Source organism: Novosphingobium sp. BW1 (assembly GCF_008107685.1).
In the GTDB taxonomy this organism is placed as follows: Bacteria; Pseudomonadota; Alphaproteobacteria; order Sphingomonadales; family Sphingomonadaceae; genus Novosphingobium.
Genome location: NZ_VIRF01000088.1, coordinates 56830 through 75735 on the forward strand (window position 1 = coordinate 56830; position 18906 = coordinate 75735).

Sequence of the window (18906 nt, forward strand, 5' to 3'; positions counted from 1 at the left end):
ACCGGCCTTTCTCCCGCAAGCGGGACAAGCAAAGAGATGGGAGGGGGAGGGGGCGGAAGGCCTGATGGAGAGGGCTCCCTCCGTATCAGGCGAGGCGCACGCGCGGCTGCACGCTCTTGCCCAGAAGCAATTCGGTGAGTGCCCAGACCAGCGCATCGGCGCGGTCGGGCGAGCGGCCGGGACCCTGGTAGGTACCTCCGGCCAGAAGCCCGCACATCTCGTCCTCGAGATCGGGGAAGGTTCCCGCGTGACGTACCCGGCCCGCTTCGTAGAGCGCGGCAACAGGTTCGGCGCGGGCAACCTTGCCCCGGCTGGCATGGACGAGGCGCAAGGGGAGGGCGAAGTCTGCGGCGCGCAGGACGCTGGCGACCATCGCGCCGCCCTGGTTGGCTTCGGCAATGACGCGTTCGGCCTGCCAGGCCGAGGCGGCGGTAGCGGCCGCACGGGCCCAGCGCTCGGGGCTGGCCTTGCGCACCGAGGCATCGGCGAGGACATGGGCACGGCCCGTCGAATCGAGACCCGCGACCACGATTCCGCAGGCATCGCCGCCTGCCGACGCGGGAGGGTCGACCCCCACGACAACGCGTATGAGGTCGGTAGGTGAGGCTCCGCGGCAGGCTTCGAGGTGCGCGCGGCTCCACAGTGCGCCATCGATGTCGGCGAGAAGTTCGCCGTCGAGCTCCTGGCGACCCAGCTGACTTTGCCCGTAGGCGCGGCGCACGTGGGAGAGAAAGGTGGGCGGCAGGTTGGCCGCGTTGTCTTCGGTGCGGCCACGGGTAATGGCGAGCGTTTCGTCCGGTTCCGCAAGCAACCGGGTGACGAGGGGCACCGCGCGCGGCGTGGTAGTGGCGGCAAGCTGGGGGCGTTCACCCAGGCGCAGGCCCAGGACGAGGTTGTCGTAGGCGCGCACCGCGCGCTCGGAGGCATTGTCCCACTTGGCGATTTCGTCGCACCAGGCGTGGCTGTGCTGGGGACCGCGCAGGGATTCGGGCTCAGCGGCGGAGAACAGAAGGGCCTGTGCGCCATTGGGCCAGACGAGGCGGCGCAGCGAGGGTTCAAAGACAGGGCGGCGGCGCGCGGGGCAGATGGCAAGGAGGCCGCTCTCGCCCTCGACCATGACCGCGCGCACTTCGGGCAGGCTCGCGCCGACAAGGGCAATGCGGGCGTTCGGATCGACCTCGGCAACGCTGCGCACCCATTCGGCCCCGGCGCGGGTCTTGCCAAAGCCGCGCCCGGCCATGATCAGCCAGGTCCGCCAGTCGCCGTCAGGGGCCAGCTGTTCGGGCCGCGCCCAGAGCTTCCAATGGGTTTCCAGTTCCTCGCGCTCGGCCTCGGTCAAGGCGCGCAGGACCTGGTGGCGGTGCTCGGGCGCCATGGCCAGGAGGATCTGGAGATGCTCACTGTGCATCGGACGTTCCTGCCTTGGGGATGGAGGGGGCCGCGTCAAAACTGCGGGCGCGCATCTTCTCGATCTTGGCGTTGATGGAATCGAGAATGGCTTCGCTGTTGCGGTTCTCGACGATGGCACGCTGGCGGGCGGCGGATTCGCGGTGCGCGGTCAACAGGCGAAAGGCGGTGGCGTTGTCGAAAACGCGGGTGCCACGCTTCGCGCCCGTTGGCGGCTTGATCTCCCCTTCGCGCAGGCGCTGCAGGAGGGTCATTTCCAGGTGGTCGTAGCCCTCGCACAGGGCTTCCTGCCACTGGCAGTAGAATTCCGGATCATCGCGGCGCGCCTCGTAGGCGGTGGAGGAGGCAACCCCTGCCGCTTTGGCCGAGGCGCTGACGTTCGAGGTGGCCGCCAGTTCGGCCAGGAAGCGCCTGCGCCAGTTGCGCGGGGCCGCAGGCTTCTTGGCAGGGGCACGCGTCCGTTCCGGGCGCGCGCCACCTGCGGACGAGGTCGTGTCCGCCATGGGCTCTCCGTGTGGGCATCGATGGAAGGGGAAGGCCGGGAGAAGCGATTCGCTGGTCTCATCCGGCGTTGTTCCCCTTGTGTACCAATATCAATATAAAATGTCAAGAGTACTAACCAGACAGGTTATCTCTTGCCGCGCTCCAGGAAGGTCATTAAGCACACGAGCCTTAGTGATTAACCGGGGTTCCTGATGCTGCGACGCCTTTACGACTGGACCATGGCCAAGGCGTCGCACCGCCATGCCGAGCGCTGGCTGGCAGGGGTCTCCTTCGTAGAATCGAGCTTCTTTCCGATCCCGCCGCACCCGCTGCTGGGGCTTATGTGCCTGGCCGAGCCGAAGAAAGCGGTGCGCTTTGCCGCGATCACCACGCTGGCCTCGGTGCTGGGCGGTCTGTTCGGCTACCTGATCGGCTATTTCGTCTATGACCTGGTCGGTGAGCCGATGCTGGCCGCGCTGGGCCTTGCCGAAAGCTTCCCCAAGGTGCGCTGCTACTTCCAGGCGCACGGCGAACTGGCCGTGCTGCTGGGGGCGATGACGCCGCTGCCGTTCAAGCTGCTGACGATCATGGCCGGGTTCATGGAGATGAACTTCCTGACCTTCGTGATTTCCGCGCTGGTCGGGCGCGGTGTGATCTTCATGACGGTGGGCGTACTCTTCCGCCTGTTCGGGGCTCCGATCAAGGCGATTATTGACAAGCACCTGGGCAAGGTGACGGCGCTCTTCGGGGTTCTGCTGGTTGGCGGCTTCGCCGTGCTTTCGCTAGTGGGCGGCAGTGCGAAGGAAACGCAGGAGACCTGTGCGCCAAGCGAGCTCGCCGCTCCGGCCTGATCGGGGCGCCGGGTCGAAGGAACCTTGCGGGCCTTCCCGCGCTTCTCCTGTGAATTTCGCAGACCGGCCCCGCGTGTGAGCGAGGCCCTGCGCGCAGCAGGAGGAATTGACCGATGCCGTTCAAGATCGCCGTCGTCGTGGGGAGCATCCGCGCCGCGTCCACCAACCGCAAGGTTGCCGAGGCGCTGACCCGTCTGGACGTGGCCAAGGAGCACACCTTCACCTTCGCCGACATCTCCGGCCTGCCGCTCTACACCGAAGAAGATGACGAGGCGCAGGCCCCTGCGGTGAAGGCGCTTAAGACTTTGATCGAGGATTCCGACGGCGTGATCTTCGCGACGCCCGAGTACAACCGCTCGATGCCCGGCGTTCTCAAGAACGCGATCGACCACGCCTCGCGCCCTTGGGGCAAGAGCAGCTGGCTGGGCAAGCCCGCGGCGGTTTTCGGGGTCTCGCCCAGCGCAATCGGGACCGCGATGGCGCAGCAGCACCTGAGCAACGTGATTGCGTGCCTGGGCATGCCTACGCTGACCCAGCCCGAGGTCTTCCTGCAGTGGAAGGATGGCCTCGTTACCGAGGAAGGCACGATCGGCGAGGGATCGGCCGACTTCCTGGGCGATTTCATGGCAAGGTTCGTCGACCTCGTGGCGCTTCACGCCAAGGCCTGATCGCCTTCGGCCCTCAAGGACATGAAAAAAGGGCGGCCGGGTTTGAAACCCCGGCCGCCCTTTTTTGCGCTGGACTGTTTCTGGAAGAATCAGCCCAGGATGTTCACGGCCTCACCCGCGCGGGTGAACATGCCGATGATCTGCTGGACCTGCTCGGCCGAGTGCTCGGCGCACAGCGAGCAGCGCAGCAGCGTCATGTTGGCCGGGGTTGCCGGGGGACGTGCAAGGTTGACGTAGAGGCCTTCGTGCAGGAGCGCTTCCCACATCGCCGCGCCGCGTTCGAGGTCCGGCATGATGACCGAGATGATCGCGCTCTGCGGCTCGGTGGTGCCGAGCTGGAAGCCCGCGTCGGTCAGGCCCTTGTGCAGCGTCTTGGAGTTTTCCCAGAGGTGCGCGCGCTTTTCGCCCGCGTCCATCAGCTTGCGGATCGAGGTGCAGGCCGTTGCGACGACGCTCGGCGGCAGGCTGGCGGTGAAGACGTAAGGACGGCAGACGAGGCGCATGACCTCGAACTTGGGGTGGTTCGAGACGCAGAAGCCGCCGACCGTGCCGACTGACTTGGAGAAGGTGCCGATGACGAAGTCGACATCGTCGAGCACACCCTGCTCTTCGGCAACACCCCGGCCGTTGGGGCCGATGAAGCCCATCGAGTGCGCTTCATCGACGAGCACCATCGCGCCGTACTTCTTGGCGGTCGCGATCATTTCCTTGAGTGGTGCGATGTCGCCCAGCATCGAGTAGACGCCTTCGAGCACGACCAGCTTGCCCGCGCCTTCGGGAATGCGACGCAGGCGCTTTTCCATGGCTTCGATGTCGTTGTGCTTGAAGGGGACGACTTCGGCGTCGCCCATCTTGCACCCGTCCCAGATCGAGGCGTGGCTGTCGATGTCGAGGACGATGTAGTCGCCCTTGCCCGCGATCGTCGAAATGATGCCCAGGTTCGCCTGGTAGCCGGTCGAAAAGACCATGGCGTGCTTCATGTCGTAGAAGTCGCAAAGCGCCTGCTCGACCGCCTTGTGCGGCGAGTATGTGCCGTTGAGCACGCGGCTGCCGGTCGTGCCAGAACCGAAATCGTCGAGCGCCTGCTTGCCCGCCGCGATGACGTCGGGGTCGAAGGTCATGCCCATGTAATTGTAGGTGCCGAGCAGGATGGTCTCGCGCCCGTTGCACATCGCGACCGTGGGCGAGATCACGCGCTCCATGACGAGGCCGAAGGGATCGGTTACGCCCGTGGAAAGCAGGTCCGTGCGCATCTTGATGAGCGGGTCGAACTTGCTGAACAGGTCGGCGTGGTCAGCCGTTTGGTTTTCGCTGATCATGTCGGTCATACTGGTTTCTTTCAGCCCTGCAGCTTCATCACCGCATCGACGAGCTGGCCGAAGTTCTCGATCTCGGCCTGCTGATTCATCGAGATGATGATGTCGAATTCGTCCTCGATGGCGGCCACGAAGTCCATGACGGTCAGGCTGTCGAATTCCAGGTCGTCGGTGAAGCGCGTGGCGTCGGTGATCGCGACCTCCTTCTTGTTGAAGGGTTCGATCAGGGCGATGATGCGGGCCGAAACGTCTTGGCGGTCCATGGTCATTGATAACTCCGTAAGGTCCGGGGCGCTCTGTGGTCCGGAAATGCGGCGCAAAAGCGGCACGGGTGTAACATGTCAAGCGCGGCGGGACATAACGCACTCTTCTCAAGGGCAGGAGCGCGGGCGGTGTGGCCCAAGGGCCGCACTCAGATCAGCGCCCGCACGGCCTGCATGAAGGGACCGATCGAAACCGGCTTCGCCAGATAGCCTTCCGCGCCCGCCTCGCGAATCCGCTCCTCGTCACCCTTGCCCGCATAGGCGGTCACGGCCAGCACGGGAATGGCGCGCAGGACCGGGTCCTGCTTCGCCGCCTCGATGAGATCGAGCCCCGAGACATTGGGCAGCTGGATGTCCATGATGACCAGGTTGGGCACAAAATTGCGGGCCTTTTCCAAGGCATCGCGGCCATCGGCGACCGGCTCCACGGCAAAGCCCTGGCTGACCAGGACGTCGCAAAAGAGTTTCCGGTTGAGATCGTTGTCCTCGACAACGAGGATGCGCTTTGCCATGCGGTGCCCGAGCCCCATCTAAGGTTCATCGACCGCTCTAGGACAGCCAAGCGAGACTGACAATTCTTCCCAGATCGCCATCCCCCGCAAAGGCCGACGCGCCCGATCCGCAGGCCCTTTCCCTCAACGCACTGGGCTGGGTGCTGGCGGACGGCGACCGCGCCCAGCGCTTCCTGGCGCTGACCGGCCTCAAGCCTGATGATCTGCGTGCTTCGTTGGAAGATCCTGCAACGCTGGCGGGGGTGCTCGAATTCCTGTGCGCCTACGAGCCCGACCTTGTGGCGGCGGCCGAGGCGCTCGGAGTCGAGCCGCAGGTGATCGCCGAGGCCCGTGAAAGGATGGCGCGATGACGAAGTCACGATCCGGGGCACAATCGAGGAAACGGCCATGACCCGCCCGCTGCTGATTACCGACTGCGACGAAGTGCTGCTCTATATGATCGGTCACTTCTGCGAGTGGCTGGAGCAGGACAAGGGCGTCCTGTTCGACTTCGAGAAGCCCGGTTTCACCAATTCGATGACCCGCATCGGCTCGGGCGAAAAGCTCGACGAGGCGGAGATGTGGGGGCTCCTCAACGCCTTCTTCGATGACGAGATGCACCGTCAGACCCCGGTCGACGGGGCGATGGAGGCGATCGGCGCGATCCGCGAGCACGCCGACGTGGTGGTCCTCACCAACTTGATGGATCACCGCCAGGACGCCCGCGCGGCGCAGCTGCGCGAATTCGGGCTCGACCTGCCGATCTTTACCAACCAGGGCCCCAAGGGCCCTGCGCTCAAGGCCATCCTCGAGGAATACCGGCCGAGCCGGACAGTCTTCGTCGATGACCTTGCGCAACACCACGATTCGGTGGGGGACAGTGCTCCTGCCGTTCACCGCCTGCACCTGTGCGCCGAACCGCGCCTGGCGCGTTTCATACCCTGCGCCCACGAGGCCGGGCATGCCCATGCCCGGATCGATCGCTGGAGTGAGGCGTTGCCTTGGGTACTGGCTCGCCTCAATGGCGAAGATGAAGAGGATACGTCCCATAATGAGTGATATCGAAACCCGCCTTTCCGAACTCGGCCTGATCCTGCCCGAACCGGCCGCGCCCGTGGCGGCCTACGTGCCGGTGGTGGAAGCGGGCGGCATGGCGCACGTCTCGGGCCAGCTTCCCTTCGTGGGCGGCCAGCTCGTCACCGGGCGCCTGGGCGATGACGTGTCGCTCGAGGAAGGCATCGTCGCGGCGCAGGCCTGCGCGGTGATGGTTCTGGCCCAGCTCAAGGCCGCTCTCGGCTCGCTCGACCGGATCGAGCGGATCGTGAAACTCGGTGCCTTCGTCAACTCGACCGGGGATTTCACCGACCAGCCCAAGGTCGCCAACGGCGCATCGGAGCTGATGGTCGCTGCGCTCGGCGAAGCGGGCAAGCACGCGCGCAGCGCCGTGGGCGTGCCCGTGCTGCCGCTTGGCGCGGCGGTGGAAGTGGACGCCATCGTTGCTGTCCGGCCGGCTTGATCACTGGCTGAGCCCGGCTCCGCGTGGGGACAGGGTCGGCTGGATCTTCCAGCATGACTTTGCCCACCGGGGCCTGCATTCCGGGACGGTGCCGGAAAATTCCATGGCGGCTTTCGCGGCGGCCATGGCGGGCGGCCATGGCATCGAGCTCGACGTGCAAAGGTCGAGCGATGGGCAGTCGGTGGTCTTTCACGACGACGCGCTCGGACGGATGACCGGCGCGCAAGGGGCGGTCAACCGGCGCAGCGCCGTGCAATTGGCCGAGCTGCGTCTTCTGGGAACGGACGAAGCGATCCCGACCCTGCGCCAGGTGCTGGCGCAGGTCGCAGGCCGCGTGCCAATCCTCATCGAAATAAAGTCACGGCGCGAGGGGCGGGTCTCCGGGCGATGTCTTGCCGTGCGCCGCGTACTGGAGGGCTATACCGGCCCGCACGCCGTCATGAGCTTCGATCCGCGCATCGCGCGCTGGTTCTATCGCCATTCCCCGCACACCGTGCGCGGCCTGGTGATGAGCGAGGACGGGAACCGTACGCTGGCCGCGCGCGCGAAGCGGCGACTTGCAATGTGGAGCGCGAGACCCGACTTTCTGGCCTGTGACGTGCGTGATCTGCCGAGCCGCTTCGTGGCAACGCAGCGCGCGCGCGGCGTTCCGGTGGCGACCTGGACCGTGCGCAGCGCGGATGAGGCTTCCCGGGCCAAACAGTATGCCGACGCGCCGATCTTCGAGGTTGGCGCGGCGCAGGACTGAGACAGGAATCGAAGGGCAGGCGTGAGCGAAGGCGAATTTACCGCAAGGGTGCACGACGGCATCGGATCGCTTCCGGCCGGGGAATGGGACGCGCTGGTGCCGGGGGGCAACCCCTTCGTGCGCCACGCCTTTCTTTCCGCAATGGAGGATTCACAATCGGTGGGGGAGGAAGCGGGCTGGATCCCGGTCCCGATCACCATCGAAGGTGCTGACGGGCGGCTGGCCGCCGCGCTGCCCGCCTACCTGAAGGAACACAGCCAAGGCGAATACGTATTCGATCATGCCTGGGCCGATGCCTGGCATCGCGCAGGCGGAGCCTACTATCCCAAGCTGCAGATCTCAGTGCCCTTCACGCCCGCGACCGGCCCGCGGGTTCTCACGCGTGATCCGCGGCTGGGCCTTGGGCTTCTGCGGGCCGCCGAGACGCTGTGCCGCGACAACGGCTTTTCCTCCGCTCATGCCACCTTCATCGCGCCCGAGCAGGTGTCCTTGTTCGAGCGCGCAGGCTGGCTCCTGCGCGAGGATATCCAGTTTCACTGGGAAAACCGGGGCTACACGGTCTTCGACGATTTTCTAGGCGCCTTATCTTCGGCCAAGCGCAAGAACTTGCGTAAGGAGCGCGCGAAGGCACAGGACGGGGTCACGATCCGGCGTCTGCGCGGCGGGGAAATCTCCCCTGAGCACTGGGATGCCTTCTGGTTCTTCTACCAGGACACCGGCGCGCGCAAATGGGGACGGCCTTACCTGACGCGCGAGGCCTTCGACCTCCTGGGCGAGCGTATGGGCGAGGATATTCTGCTGGTCCTCGCCTTCATCGACGAGGCGCCGGTGGCGGGCGCGCTCAATTTCATAGGTGGGGACACGCTCTACGGCCGCTACTGGGGGGCCTCGATCGACAAGCCCTTCCTGCATTTCGAGTTGTGCTATTACCAAGCCATCGACGCGGCCTTGGAGTTGGGCCTCAACCGGGTCGAGGCAGGGGCGCAAGGGGGGCACAAGCTGGCCCGAGGCTATGAACCGGTCCGCACGGTTTCGGCGCACTACATCGTGCACGAAGGCTTACGCGCGGCCATAGCCGATTATCTGGAGCAGGAACGCGCCGGAATTGCGCGTGACCAACTCTTTCTTGGCGAACGCACCCCGTTCCGCAAGACGCCCGAGTAGGCCCGAAGGGCGGCGGCGACTTCAGGCCGCCTTGCGCAGTGCGGCGTGCGGGGTGGCGCGCAGCCACTGGCGGGCGCGGCGCTGGGCCTCGGCGATCTCGCGTGCGGTCATCTCTTCGGCGACGTCGGCGCGGCACTGCGCGGCATCTTCGTGTTCGCCGACAGCGGCGAGGTTGAACCACTTGTGCGCCTCGACCAAGTCGCAGGGGGCGCCATGGCTGCCGGTCGAGAAGGCGACGCCGAGATCGAAATAAGCCTCGGTATCGCCGACCGAAGCCGCAGCAAGGCAATTGGCAATCAGAAGGTCGCCGGTCTCGGCCGCGACCGGGGAAGATTTATTGAAATCGTTTGCGTTGATCCAGGCAGTACCCATATCGAAAAATCCCTTTTTGGCGGGCTCCGATTCTTGGGCCCCTTCGATAGCGTTCAGACTGGATTGTGCTGGTTGAGTTTGCGTTAACCGTGTTTGCGCAAAGTCGCGGTGGCGTTGTTCATGTTCAGCTGACGAAATCCATTCAGGAAATGTGTGGGCATCGTGTGATAACCGCTTGTGCCAACAATAGTGCGGAACTATAGGCCGCTACGACCGCGGATTGCTAACGCGCTACCGGAAAAAATCCGGAGCAGCAGGGCTGAAGCGATTCGGGGCGGATACCTGCGGAGTTTCTCTGGATGGCAACGGCCCTAGAAAATGAAATTGACGTACTCGCCAAGGCACGGCGGGTTATTGGCGGCGCTTACGTACCGAGCGACGATGAATCCTACATGTCCGAGCCACAGCAGGAGTACTTTCGTAACCTGCTTATGGCCTGGAAGAAATCGATCCTTGATGCCTCGGCCGGTACGCTGGCCCAGCTTCAGGACGGACCTTTGCGTGAACCCGATCTCAACGATCGCGCCTCGAGCGAGACCGATTGGGGCATCGAACTGCGCACGCGGGACCGTCAGCGCAAGCTGATCGCCAAGATCGACGCGGCGCTGCGCCGTATCGAGGAAGGCGAATACGGCTACTGCGAGGTGACTGGCGAGCCTATCGGCATTGGCCGCCTGCAGGCGCGTCCGATCGCGACGATGACCGTCGAGGCGCAGGAAGCGCACGAGCGCCGGGAAAAGATTTCCCGCGACGACTGAGGGTGGCCGGATCTGGCTCGAAAGCGGCTGTGAAATGGGTTTGGAGGCGCCGCTATCGGCCCTTTAAGACTTTGTTTGCCACTCTCGCTTACCAGTCTAGGAAAAGCAATCTGCTTGCCCGCGCGCCTCTGTCCTGTCATGTCGGGCCGCACGGGCAAGGCCGATCCCGGTGCCGGGCCATCGGCTGTGTCAGAGGCTGGACTTGATACCTATGGATGAACGCGAAAACCGCCAGATACCGCGCGACAGCCTGTTACTCATGGCTGATCTGCATGTCGACGGCCTCGAGGGCGAGCATCGTATCAAGGTCCGCAACCTCTCGGCGGGCGGCATGATGGGCGAGGGTCCTGTACGAGTCGTGCGCGGTTCGATCGTTCAGGTGAACATCCGGAATCTCGGCTGGGTCGAGGGTTCGGTGGCCTGGGTCCAGGACAGCCGTTTCGGCGTTGCCTTCCATACCGAGATCGATCCCAAGCGCGCCCGCGCGCCGGTCAAGCCCGGTGAAGACGTCGCGCCGCGCTACCTCAGCAACCACAAGGAACCTGGCCCCAGTGGAATGACCCTGCGCAAGATCTGATCCAGCCCAGTCCGGCAGGGGCAGGAATCGCGCGCACAAGCATTTGCGCAAGGTCCAAAATCGACTACTCGATGGACATGCCCGCTCTGCGCCTTTTCGTTCACACTCTCCTGCCCTCCTGCGCCTTGCTGCTTGCAGGCTGTGGGGACCAGGACAAGTCCGCTCTCGAGATCGCTGTGGTCGACCTGCCGTCCGAGGATGGACCGCTGGCCGAGGAGGATACGACCTCGGCGCGGCTGGTCCGCGCGGCAACGGTCGAGGGACTGGTGGCCTTCGACGCGGAAGGACGCGTCGTCCCCGCCCTGGCCGACCGCTGGATCGTCACCGACGACGGGCAAAGCTACATCTTCCGTCTGCGCGATGGCGAATGGCTCGACGGCGAGGAGCTGACGGGGGCCTCAGCGCGCACGGCCCTGCTCGCCGCGCTGCGCAACCTGCGCGGAACGCCACTGGAGCGCGACCTTGCCGGGATAGACGAGATCCGCGTGATGGCGGGGCGCGTGGTCGAGATCCGCCTTCTGCGGCCGATGCCCTACCTGCTCCAGTTGCTGGCGCTGCCCGAACTGGGTTTGCTCCACAAGGACATGGGGGCCGGACCGATGGCGCTTGTCACGGACCTGGAAGCGCAAATCGAAGGGGACGTTCCCGCGCCGCGCGCGGCGCCCGAGGCGAACGTAGCTGCCCAGAAAGAAGATGCGCCCGAGGACGGTACGGCGGAGCAGGCGGTTATGCGCTTGGCTCCGATCGAGCCATCCCGGCTGGGCCTCCCTGCCGTCGAGGCCTGGGAGGAGCGAACCCGGATGGTGGGCATGCATGTCCTGCCCGGTACCGAGGCCGTCGCCCGCTTCAACGCGGGCAAGGTCGATCTGGTCCTGGGAGGGCGGATTCAGGACTTCCTGCTCACCCGCAGCGTCGGGATCCTGCGCGGTACGATCCAGCTTGATCCGGTGGTGGGCCTGTTCGGGCTTCAGGTCATGCGTGAGGAAGGTTTCCTCGCCGACCCCGCCAACCGCGAAGCCATAGCCATGGCCATCGACCGGTCCGCTCTGATCGATCCCTTCGGCGTGGGCGGCTGGCGGCCGACGACCCGGGTGGTCTCGCCCAGCCTGGAAGGAGACCTGGGCACCATCGGCGAGCGCTGGAGCGAGCAGTCGCCCGAAGATCGCCGCGCCGTGGCTTCCTCGCGGGTCCGTGCCTGGATGGCGCGTACCGCGCTGGAGGCCGCGGAAGGTGAGAAGGCGCCGTCCAGTGCGGACGGTCCCGATGCCGCCGGTGCCCCGCCGGCCCCGCTCGACAACGCCCCGGAGCTGTCCCTCTGGCTTCCCGAGGGCGATGGAACACAGATCCTCTTTGCCCGGCTCGCTGCGGACCTTGCCGCCATCAGCGTGCGCCTGACCCGCGCAAAGGTCGCCAAGGAGGCCGATCTGGTGCTTATCGACGATGTCGCGCGCTATCCGCGCGCGACCTGGTTCCTCAACCGCCTCTCCTGCGCCGCCCGGCAGGGCCTGTGCTCGCCCGAAGCCGACGCCCGCGTCGATGAGGCCGCGCTCGCCTCCTCCGCCGAGGAGCGCGCGGCCCTGATCTCCGAGGCCGAGGCGGAACTTACAGCCGCGAACGTCTTTATTCCCTTCGGAACTCCCATCCGCTGGTCGCTGGTGCGCGGCACGGTCAATGGGTTTTCGACCAACAGCTGGGGCTGGCACCCCTTGATGCCCTTGTCCTGGCTGCCCAAGTAAGAGCGACGGCAGCGCCTCGGCTGCAGCAGGAAAGGCAGACAGGTGGTGACAGGACAGGGCTCGCCCCGGCGCATGAATATGGAGCTTCCGCTCGGCAACGATCCATTGGCGATCCGCCGCCGGGTGGAGTCGTTGGAATACATGCTCGAACGCGCGGTTACGGTGCCGGGGATCAACCGCAAGGTCGGGCTCGATGCCATTGTCGGACTGGTTCCGGTCGCGGGCGACATGATCGCGGCCGCCCTGGGCCTTTACATCGTCTGGGAAGCGCGCAAGCTGGGTATGCCCAAGTGGCAGATCGCGCGGATGATGGCCAATGTGGGCGTAGACACCGCGCTGGGCGCGATCCCGCTCGCTGGTGACCTTTTTGATTTCGTCTACCGCTCGAACAGCCGCAACCTGAAGATTATCCTCAAGCATCTCGACAAGCACCATCCGCACACGCGGATCATCGAAGGCTAGGCGGATGTACCTGCGACAGGGCGCGCTTGTCGTGCCGCTTGCCCTTGTTCTGGCCGGTTGCGGCCAGGCTGACAGCGAGCCGGGGCCGGGCGGCGTCACCGTGGGCGAAGCGCGCGCACTTGATGCCGCAGCCAGGATGCTCGACGAACGCCGGGTGCCGAGCGAGGCCCTTGTCCCATCGGGAATGGCTGCGCCGGAATCGAGCGAGGCTGCGCCGCGCTAGCGACAGTTCGGTCACTTCAGTCGGGATGTACCTTACCGCGCCCTGCCTTTACCGCGCTGCGAATTTTCTTGCCCTTCAGGCGCTGTGTCTTGCCCACTCGGTTGAGGCGGCTCTTGGCCCGCTTCTGGGGCAATTCGTGCGCGCGTTCAATGAGGTCGGCGAGCCGTTCGCGCGCGTCGGCGCGGTTGGCCTCCTGCGTGCGGAACTGGCGCGCGGTGAGGACCAGTTCGCCACTGGCGGTGAGGCGGCTGCCCGCCAGCTCCTTGAATCGCGCAAAGACCGGTGGACTGAGCCGCAGCGCGTAGACGTTGAGGCGCAGCTGCACTGCGGTCGCCACCTTGTTGACGTTCTGTCCGCCCGGGCCCGAGGCTGCGATGAAGCTTTCCGAGCAGAACGCCTGCGCGCGGTTGATGACGGTTTCGGCCTCGCTCATGCGTCTCCGAAACCGAGGGCGGCAAAGTCCGCAGGAAGCGGGGCCATCGCGCCGATCGGGTCCTTGGTGGGGCGGGGAACGAGAAGGCCGGCGGCGTGCAGCATGGTGCGCGGCGCGCCCTTGCGGCTGCCGTAGACCGGATCGCCGACCAGGGCAGCGCCGAGGCCCGAGGCCGCGTGAACGCGGATCTGGTGGGTACGGCCGGTTTCCGGGCGAAATTCGACAAGGGTGCGTCCATCGACCTCGGCCAGCTTGCGCCAGTGGGTGATGGAGGGCTTGCCCTTGCGCGCCGGGATCATCCGCCAGCCGCTCTTGGCGGTGCTGACCTTGGAAAGCGAAAGCGCGATCGTACCTTCCTGCTGTTCCAGCAGGCCATCGACGACGCCGAGGTAGCGCTTCTCCACGAGGCGCTCCTCGAAGGCGGCGGAAAAGCGCTTGAGCGCCTTGGGATTGCGCGCCAGCAGAAGGCAGCCCGAGGTGTCCTGGTCAAGCCGGTGGACGGGAAGGGGCGCGCGCTGGAAGCCGAGCTTTAGGTCCTCGAGGTAATCCTCAAGGCAGGCGCCGCCCGCGCGCGGACGGTCGATGGGAAGCCCGGCGGGCTTGTCGATGACCAGCGCCTCGGCGTCTTCGTAGAGAATGGGGATGTTCATGCGGCTAGGGCCTTTGCAATGCGGCGCAGCGCCTCGTCAAGCCGGGCCTCGTCGGCGGCGAAGCTGATCCGGAAACCGTCCCTTCCGCCAAAGGCCGAGGCCGGAACGATGGCGACGCCATGTTCGAGAATGTGAAGTGCGAGCGCGGTGTCATCACCGAAACGCTCCATCAGCGGGGAGGCATCGATCATGCAGTAGAACGCGCCATCGGGCGTAGGGGTAGAGAGACCGGGGATCGCGTTGATCGCGGCAACGACCTGGTCGCGCCGGGCGCGGAAGCGCTCACGCCACTGGCTAAGGAATTCCTGAGGTCCCTCCAGCGCGGCGACGGCAGCGGCCTGGCTGATCGAGCAGGGGTTGCCCGAGGAGTGCGACTGGAGCCGCTCCATCGCGCGGATCAGCCATTCGGGACCCGCGGCAAGGCCAATGCGGAAGCCAGTCATTGCGTGGCTCTTCGAAACGCCCGAGATGGTGAGCACGCGATCAGCCAGATCCGGGCACAGCGCGGCGAGCGTTGCATGGCCGCCACCTGTGTAATTGAGCGGGGCGTAGATATCGTCGGAGAGGACCATCACCCGCGGGTTACGGCGCAGGACCTCGGCGATGCCCAGAAGCATCTCGGCAGGATAGCACGCGCCGGTCGGATTGCCAGGTGAGTTCAGCATCAGCCACTGCGTGCGCGGCCCGATCTGCGCCTCGAAATCGGCGGGCGAGAAGCGGAAGTTGTCCTTAGGCGAGGTCCTCAGCGGCACCACCTTGCCACCGGCGAAGCGGATCATCTCGGGGTAGCTGACCCACCAGGGCGAGGGCACGACCACTTCCTCGCCCTCGCTGACGGTGGCGAGAAGCGCATGGAAGATCGCCTGCTTGCCGCCCGCGCTGACCGTGATCTGCGAGATCGGCACGTCGATGCCCAGATCGCGCCGGAAGTGGTGGGCCGCGGCGCGCTTCAACTGCGAAGTTCCGCCGACCGGCGTGTATTTGGTGAGTCCGGCCTCGAGCGCGGCGTGGGCGGCAGCCAAGACATGGGGCGGCGTGTCGAAATCGGGCTCTCCCACCGAGAGCGAGATGATGTCGCGCCCTTCCTCGCGCAATGCGATGGCGCGGTCGGTCATTGCGGTCGTCTGCGAGGGCGCGATGCGCGAGAGGGCGGTCGAAACGTGGGTCACGCGAGCAGCCTTGCCGGAAAGAGGCCACGCACCGCGTTGCCAAGGAAAAAGCCGTCCACGAGATCGTCCAGCGTGAGGTCGGCTTCCTGCGCGCGGCCGCTTTCGAGAAGCGAGCGGCGCAGGACACCGGGTAGAAGGCCGAGCGTGGCGGGCGGGGTCAGGAGCGCGTCGCCGCGCTCTACGAAGATGTTGGTGAAGCTGCCCTCGGTCACGCGGCCATCGTCGCGCAGGAGCAGGGCCTCGCCGGCCCCGGCCTCGCGGGCGAGCGCGAGGCTGGCCTCGTAGAAGGCGCGGTCGCTGGTCTTGTGGGCCAGGCGCCAGTCCGAGCTGTCGACCGGGATGCGCACAGCGGTCGCGACCAGCGGTTCGCTGGGGGTTTCGGGCAGGGGCCCAAGTTCAAGCGCAAAGGCCCCGCTGCGGGCGCTTACGAGGCGCAGCTTGGCAACCTGTGTAGCATCGAAGCACAGCGCCTGAATTGCGTTGCGCACCGCGTGGCGGTCGAACACGAAGCCCAGTGCCGCCGCGCTCGCCTTCATGCGCTCGAGGTGCATCTCGAGGAGCAGGATGCCCTCGTCGGGCGTGAAGCGCATGGTCTCGATGAGGTCGAAGCGCGCGGGCGATGGCGCTTTCCCCGATCCTTGCGTTCCCGAACCTCGCACGAAACCCCCTTTGACAAGACATTCCCGCCACTCCGGCAGGCTTTGCGAATCCGCAACGATGGCCGAGCCGACCCCCAGCGTCGCGCGGCCGCTGAGTACACCCGACCCGGCGTTTTTCGGGGTCAGGCGCAGCGTGCGGATTGCCACATTGAACGCGGCATCGCCAGTGGGTTCGATGTGGCCAATCGACCCGCAATAGACGCCACGCGGGCCCTGTTCGACCTCTTCGATCAGTTCCATCGCGCGGATCTTGGGCGCGCCGGTGATCGAGCCGCAGGGAAACAGCGCGCGCAAGAGGTCGAGCGGGCCCTTGCCCACAGCGAGCCGGGCTTCGACCGAGGAGACCATCTGGTGCACGGTCGGATAGCTCTCGATCGCGAAGGGGGCAGGCACGCGCACGCTGCCCGCCTGCGCCACCCGGCTAAGGTCGTTGCGCATGAGATCAAGGATCATCAGGTTCTCGGCGCGGTCCTTGACCGAGGCGGACAGCTCGGCGCGCAGGGCCACGTCTTCGGTGAGGTCGCGCCCGCGCGGGCGAGTGCCCTTCATGGGGCGGGCGTGGACGGTGCCGTCCCTGATCTGGAAGAAGAGTTCGGGTGAAAGGCTGAGATGCCAGTCGCGTCCATCGAAGATCACCCCGCCATAGCCCGCTTCGGAGGCTGGGCGCAGCTTGGCGTAAAGTCCCAGCGGATCGCCATGCCAGGGGCCTTCCAGCGGCATTGTCAGGTTTGCCTGATAGATGTCGCCCGCGTGGATCGCTTCCTGCAGTCGGTCGAAGGCGCGGGTGTATTCGCCGAGCGTACGCACCGGCTTCATCGGCCCGATCCACGCCTCGTCGCTGCCGGCATGGCGCGATAGCCACAGCTCCATGGCATCCGGCGCGATCGCTTCGTAGGCGGTGAAGGAGCCGAACCAGAGGAGCGGCCCGTCGACCTCCTGGTCTGCGAAGCGCTCAAGCCTGGCTTCCAGCACCAGCCCGGCCTCGTAGGTCATGTAACCGGCGAGATGCAGCCCTTCGTGCGAAAGCTCTTCCATCCGGGCAAGGGCGGGCAGCACCTCTTCGGGCGTGCGCGCGGAAACGATCTCCACCGGGCTGCGGTAGAGGCGGGCGTCCACGGCACCATGGGTGCGGGCATCGTCAAGGAGAATGAAGGGCTCGGTCATCGTCTTCGTCAGGCCCTTTAAAGCAATTATGCGTCCGGTGGAAACACCCGGAATGACACGGAAGCCCGGCCGCAGCGGGCCAGATGGCACTTGCCCACGGCAAAAACACTCTCGACCCCGCGCATGGCTCGCCTTTATCACCTATTGCGGAGCCGACCATTCCTGGCGAGCGGAAAAAAGAAGGCAAGACGAGGACGATGAGCGCACTCTATCTGGGATTGGGCGGAAACGGGCAGCGCCAAGAACTGCGGCTGGACCGGGCCAACCGCCACGGTCTTATCGCGGGGGCGACCGGCACGGGCAAGACAGTCACCCTCCAGACGTTGGCCGAGCAGTTCTCCGCACACGGCGTTCCGGTGTTCCTGGCCGACGTGAAGGGCGACCTTTCCGGCATTTCGATGGCGGGCAGCCCGCTCTTCAAGAATGCCGACAGGCTGGAAAGCCGCGCGCGAGAGATCGGGATCAGCGGTTACACTTATGCCGACAATCCCGCGGTGTTCTGGGACATCTACGGCAAGCAGGGGCACCCGATCCGCACCACGATTTCGGAGATGGGACCGCTGCTGCTCTCCCGGCTGATGGACCTCAACGACACGCAGGAGGGCGTGCTTCAGATCGTCTTCCGCTTCGCCGACGAGGAAGGCCTTCTGCTGCTCGATCTTGCCGACCTGCATGCGATGCTGGCCTATACGGCGCAGAACGCCTCGGAATTGTCCGCACGCTATGGCAACGTCACGAAGGCCAGCGTCGGGGCGATCCAGCGCCAGCTTCTCTCGCTGGAGGCGCAGGGGGCAGGCCAGTTCTTTGGCGAACCTGCGCTGGAGATCGAGGATTTTTTGCGTTGCAACGACAAGGGCCGCGGCTTCGTCAACGTACTTGCCGCGGATCAGCTGATGCGCAGCCCCAAGCTTTATGCGACGTTCCTCCTGTGGTTGCTGTCTGAACTGTTCGAGGCGTTGCCCGAGGTGGGCGATCCCGAGAAGCCGCGCCTCGTCTTCTTCTTCGATGAGGCACATCTCCTTTTCGACGATGCCCCCAAGGCGCTGCTCGACACGGTCGAGACGGTGGTCCGTCTGATCCGCTCCAAGGGTGTGGGCGTATTCTTCGTCACGCAGAACCCGGCCGACATCCCCGAGGACATTGCAGGCCAGCTGGGCAACCGCGTCCAGCACGCGCTGCGCGCCTTCACGGTGCGCGACAAGCGGGCAATTCGGGCCGCGGCGGGAACCTTCCGGATCAACCCTGACCTTGATGTCGAGGCGGCGATCACCGAGCTCAAGGTGGGCGAGGCACTGGTCTCCACGCTTGACGAGGATGGCACGCCCGGCGTCGTGCAGCGCACGCTCATCGCGCCGCCGCGCTCGCGACTGGGGCCTCTTGAGGCCCGCGAGCGCGCGATCATCCAGTCGGTCAGCCCCTTTGCCGGCAAATACGATGAAGCGGTGGACCGCGCTAGCGCCAAAGAAGTGCTTACGGCAAAAGCGGCCGATGCGGCGGTGACGGCTGAGGAAGTTGCCGAGAAGGGGGAAGAGGAAGTGCGCCGCCGCGAACGACGCAGTCCTAGCCTGTGGGACGGCCTTGGCGGCAAGGCCGCAAAGGCGGCTATGAGCGCGGCGGCGGCAAGCGCAGGTGCAATCCTGGCCCAGAAGCTGCAGGGCAGGACGAGCCGCGCCAACCCCGGCGCCTCGGCGGCGAGCGCGGCGGCTGGCACCTTTGGATCGGCGGTGGAAAAGGCCATCGGCATCCCGGGCATTGGTCGCTTTGCCCGCAATTTCATCGGCGGACTGATGCGCTAG

At 65.8% G+C, this 18906-nt stretch carries 23 protein-coding genes; 13 read left to right on the forward strand and 10 right to left on the reverse strand.

The annotated features are described in order from the left end of the window. Window positions 1–85 precede the first annotated feature (85 nt). Both FMM79_RS16625 and FMM79_RS16630 read right to left on the reverse strand, forming a co-directional pair. On the reverse strand, window positions 86–1408 hold the full coding sequence (locus FMM79_RS16625; RefSeq protein ID WP_148628560.1) for a DNA-packaging protein: 1323 nt from the start codon (window positions 1406–1408) through the stop codon (window positions 86–88). After that, a complete protein-coding gene (locus FMM79_RS16630; protein WP_148628561.1) occupies window positions 1398–1910 on the reverse strand; it encodes a hypothetical protein in 513 nt (170 codons plus the stop codon). The genes FMM79_RS16625 and FMM79_RS16630 overlap by 11 nt, the downstream gene beginning before the upstream one ends. 192 nt (window positions 1911–2102) lie before the next feature. Here FMM79_RS16630 and FMM79_RS16635 point away from each other — a divergent pair, with 192 nt between their 5' ends. Next, window positions 2103–2741 (forward strand): YqaA family protein, encoded by a 639-nt coding sequence (locus FMM79_RS16635; RefSeq protein WP_148628562.1) that lies wholly within the window; start codon window positions 2103–2105, stop codon window positions 2739–2741. Between the two features lie 113 nt (window positions 2742–2854). Further along, window positions 2855–3409, forward strand: coding sequence for an NADPH-dependent FMN reductase (locus FMM79_RS16640; RefSeq protein WP_148628563.1), 555 nt, complete (start codon window positions 2855–2857; stop codon window positions 3407–3409). 89 nt (window positions 3410–3498) lie between these two features. On the opposite strand, the gene FMM79_RS16645 is transcribed toward FMM79_RS16640, so the two are convergent. The 3 genes from FMM79_RS16645 to FMM79_RS16655 all read right to left on the reverse strand — a co-directional run bounded on the left by FMM79_RS16645 (window position 3499) and on the right by FMM79_RS16655 (window position 5500). Beyond that, entirely contained in the window at window positions 3499–4737 is a 1239-nt protein-coding gene (locus tag FMM79_RS16645; protein ID WP_148628564.1) for an aminotransferase class I/II-fold pyridoxal phosphate-dependent enzyme, read from the reverse strand. An 11-nt stretch (window positions 4738–4748) separates the two neighbouring features. After that, the gene (locus FMM79_RS16650) at window positions 4749–4988 is read right to left on the reverse strand and encodes an acyl carrier protein (protein WP_039391734.1); all 240 of its coding nucleotides are present in this window, start codon (window positions 4986–4988) and stop codon (window positions 4749–4751) included. A gap of 149 nt (window positions 4989–5137) precedes the next feature. Further along, window positions 5138–5500 carry a response regulator gene (locus FMM79_RS16655; protein ID WP_148628565.1) on the reverse strand — a complete coding sequence of 121 codons (363 nt, stop codon included), beginning with the start codon at window positions 5498–5500 and terminating at the stop codon, window positions 5138–5140. A gap of 62 nt (window positions 5501–5562) precedes the next feature. On the opposite strand from FMM79_RS16655, the gene FMM79_RS16660 reads away from it, so the two are divergent. From FMM79_RS16660 to FMM79_RS16680, 5 genes are read left to right on the forward strand one after another with little or no spacing between them, the layout of a single operon-like run. Continuing rightward, window positions 5563–5850, forward strand: coding sequence for a DUF3572 domain-containing protein (locus tag FMM79_RS16660; protein ID WP_148628566.1), 288 nt, complete (start codon window positions 5563–5565; stop codon window positions 5848–5850). Between the two features lie 37 nt (window positions 5851–5887). Further along, complete coding sequence (locus FMM79_RS16665; RefSeq protein WP_148628613.1) at window positions 5888–6538, forward strand: HAD family hydrolase; 651 nt, start codon at window positions 5888–5890, stop codon at window positions 6536–6538. Continuing rightward, complete coding sequence (locus tag FMM79_RS16670) at window positions 6531–6995, forward strand: RidA family protein (RefSeq protein ID WP_148628567.1); 465 nt, start codon at window positions 6531–6533, stop codon at window positions 6993–6995. Before FMM79_RS16665 ends, FMM79_RS16670 begins: the two co-directional genes overlap by 8 nt. After that, a complete protein-coding gene (locus FMM79_RS16675) occupies window positions 6976–7743 on the forward strand; it encodes a glycerophosphodiester phosphodiesterase family protein (protein ID WP_148628568.1) in 768 nt (255 codons plus the stop codon). The genes FMM79_RS16670 and FMM79_RS16675 overlap by 20 nt, the downstream gene beginning before the upstream one ends. Before the next feature lie 21 nt (window positions 7744–7764). After that, entirely contained in the window at window positions 7765–8907 is a 1143-nt protein-coding gene (locus FMM79_RS16680) for a GNAT family N-acetyltransferase (RefSeq protein ID WP_148628569.1), read from the forward strand. A gap of 21 nt (window positions 8908–8928) precedes the next feature. Here FMM79_RS16680 and FMM79_RS16685 read toward each other — a convergent pair whose 3' ends face one another. Continuing rightward, window positions 8929–9279, reverse strand: a complete 351-nt coding sequence (locus FMM79_RS16685; protein WP_240339270.1) for a hypothetical protein — start codon at window positions 9277–9279, stop codon at window positions 8929–8931. 299 nt (window positions 9280–9578) lie between these two features. On the opposite strand from FMM79_RS16685, the gene dksA reads away from it, so the two are divergent. The 5 genes from dksA (at window position 9579) to FMM79_RS16710 (ending at window position 13035) form a co-directional block, all read left to right on the forward strand. Further along, the gene (gene dksA, locus FMM79_RS16690; protein WP_039389064.1) at window positions 9579–10037 is read left to right on the forward strand and encodes an RNA polymerase-binding protein DksA; all 459 of its coding nucleotides are present in this window, start codon (window positions 9579–9581) and stop codon (window positions 10035–10037) included. Between the two features lie 211 nt (window positions 10038–10248). Continuing rightward, window positions 10249–10614 (forward strand): PilZ domain-containing protein, encoded by a 366-nt coding sequence (locus FMM79_RS16695; protein WP_148628570.1) that lies wholly within the window; start codon window positions 10249–10251, stop codon window positions 10612–10614. A 71-nt stretch (window positions 10615–10685) separates the two neighbouring features. Further along, window positions 10686–12350, forward strand: a complete 1665-nt coding sequence (locus FMM79_RS16700) for an ABC transporter substrate-binding protein (RefSeq protein ID WP_240339271.1) — start codon at window positions 10686–10688, stop codon at window positions 12348–12350. A 72-nt stretch (window positions 12351–12422) separates the two neighbouring features. Beyond that, the gene (locus tag FMM79_RS16705) at window positions 12423–12812 is read left to right on the forward strand and encodes a DUF4112 domain-containing protein (RefSeq protein ID WP_240339272.1); all 390 of its coding nucleotides are present in this window, start codon (window positions 12423–12425) and stop codon (window positions 12810–12812) included. A 4-nt stretch (window positions 12813–12816) separates the two neighbouring features. Continuing rightward, window positions 12817–13035: a hypothetical protein gene (locus tag FMM79_RS16710; protein WP_148628572.1), complete on the forward strand. Its 219-nt coding sequence runs from the start codon at window positions 12817–12819 to the stop codon at window positions 13033–13035. Between the two features lie 16 nt (window positions 13036–13051). Here the strand turns inward: FMM79_RS16710 and arfB are convergent, their stop codons facing one another. Genes arfB through pabB form a run of 4 tightly spaced genes read right to left on the reverse strand, consistent with a single transcriptional unit; the run spans window position 13052 to window position 17110 of the window. Further along, window positions 13052–13468 (reverse strand): alternative ribosome rescue aminoacyl-tRNA hydrolase ArfB, encoded by a 417-nt coding sequence (gene arfB / locus FMM79_RS16715; RefSeq protein WP_148628573.1) that lies wholly within the window; start codon window positions 13466–13468, stop codon window positions 13052–13054. Further along, window positions 13465–14118, reverse strand: a complete 654-nt coding sequence (locus tag FMM79_RS16720) for an RluA family pseudouridine synthase (protein WP_148628574.1) — start codon at window positions 14116–14118, stop codon at window positions 13465–13467. The genes arfB and FMM79_RS16720 overlap by 4 nt, the downstream gene beginning before the upstream one ends. Further along, on the reverse strand, window positions 14115–15233 hold the full coding sequence (locus tag FMM79_RS16725) for a pyridoxal phosphate-dependent aminotransferase (RefSeq protein WP_148628616.1): 1119 nt from the start codon (window positions 15231–15233) through the stop codon (window positions 14115–14117). The genes FMM79_RS16720 and FMM79_RS16725 overlap by 4 nt, the downstream gene beginning before the upstream one ends. A 50-nt stretch (window positions 15234–15283) precedes the next feature. After that, window positions 15284–17110: an aminodeoxychorismate synthase component I gene (gene pabB, locus FMM79_RS16730; RefSeq protein ID WP_148628575.1), complete on the reverse strand. Its 1827-nt coding sequence runs from the start codon at window positions 17108–17110 to the stop codon at window positions 15284–15286. A gap of 197 nt (window positions 17111–17307) precedes the next feature. Here pabB and FMM79_RS16735 point away from each other — a divergent pair, with 197 nt between their 5' ends. Next, window positions 17308–18906: a helicase HerA-like domain-containing protein gene (locus tag FMM79_RS16735; protein ID WP_148628576.1), complete on the forward strand. Its 1599-nt coding sequence runs from the start codon at window positions 17308–17310 to the stop codon at window positions 18904–18906.

Bases quoted from the DNA above. Each gene is read 5' to 3' on its own strand.
- FMM79_RS16625 (WP_148628560.1), bottom strand. From the start codon at position 1,408: ATGCACAGTGAGCATCTCCAGATCCTCCTGGCCATGGCGCCCGAGCAC.
- FMM79_RS16630 (WP_148628561.1), bottom strand. From the start codon at position 1,910: ATGGCGGACACGACCTCGTCCGCAGGTGGCGCGCGCCCGGAACGGACG.
- FMM79_RS16635 (WP_148628562.1), top strand. From the start codon at position 2,103: ATGCTGCGACGCCTTTACGACTGGACCATGGCCAAGGCGTCGCACCGC.
- FMM79_RS16640 (WP_148628563.1), top strand. From the start codon at position 2,855: ATGCCGTTCAAGATCGCCGTCGTCGTGGGGAGCATCCGCGCCGCGTCC.
- FMM79_RS16645 (WP_148628564.1), bottom strand. From the start codon at position 4,737: ATGACCGACATGATCAGCGAAAACCAAACGGCTGACCACGCCGACCTG.
- FMM79_RS16650 (WP_039391734.1), bottom strand. From the start codon at position 4,988: ATGGACCGCCAAGACGTTTCGGCCCGCATCATCGCCCTGATCGAACCC.
- FMM79_RS16655 (WP_148628565.1), bottom strand. From the start codon at position 5,500: ATGGCAAAGCGCATCCTCGTTGTCGAGGACAACGATCTCAACCGGAAA.
- FMM79_RS16665 (WP_148628613.1), top strand. From the start codon at position 5,888: ATGACCCGCCCGCTGCTGATTACCGACTGCGACGAAGTGCTGCTCTAT.
- FMM79_RS16670 (WP_148628567.1), top strand. From the start codon at position 6,531: ATGAGTGATATCGAAACCCGCCTTTCCGAACTCGGCCTGATCCTGCCC.
- FMM79_RS16685 (WP_240339270.1), bottom strand. From the start codon at position 9,279: ATGGGTACTGCCTGGATCAACGCAAACGATTTCAATAAATCTTCCCCG.
- dksA (WP_039389064.1), top strand. From the start codon at position 9,579: ATGGCAACGGCCCTAGAAAATGAAATTGACGTACTCGCCAAGGCACGG.
- FMM79_RS16695 (WP_148628570.1), top strand. From the start codon at position 10,249: ATGGATGAACGCGAAAACCGCCAGATACCGCGCGACAGCCTGTTACTC.
- FMM79_RS16700 (WP_240339271.1), top strand. From the start codon at position 10,686: ATGGACATGCCCGCTCTGCGCCTTTTCGTTCACACTCTCCTGCCCTCC.
- FMM79_RS16705 (WP_240339272.1), top strand. From the start codon at position 12,423: ATGAATATGGAGCTTCCGCTCGGCAACGATCCATTGGCGATCCGCCGC.
- FMM79_RS16710 (WP_148628572.1), top strand. From the start codon at position 12,817: ATGTACCTGCGACAGGGCGCGCTTGTCGTGCCGCTTGCCCTTGTTCTG.
- arfB (WP_148628573.1), bottom strand. From the start codon at position 13,468: ATGAGCGAGGCCGAAACCGTCATCAACCGCGCGCAGGCGTTCTGCTCG.
- FMM79_RS16720 (WP_148628574.1), bottom strand. From the start codon at position 14,118: ATGAACATCCCCATTCTCTACGAAGACGCCGAGGCGCTGGTCATCGAC.
- FMM79_RS16725 (WP_148628616.1), bottom strand. From the start codon at position 15,233: ATGACCGACCGCGCCATCGCATTGCGCGAGGAAGGGCGCGACATCATC.
- pabB (WP_148628575.1), bottom strand. From the start codon at position 17,110: ATGACCGAGCCCTTCATTCTCCTTGACGATGCCCGCACCCATGGTGCC.
- FMM79_RS16735 (WP_148628576.1), top strand. From the start codon at position 17,308: ATGAGCGCACTCTATCTGGGATTGGGCGGAAACGGGCAGCGCCAAGAA.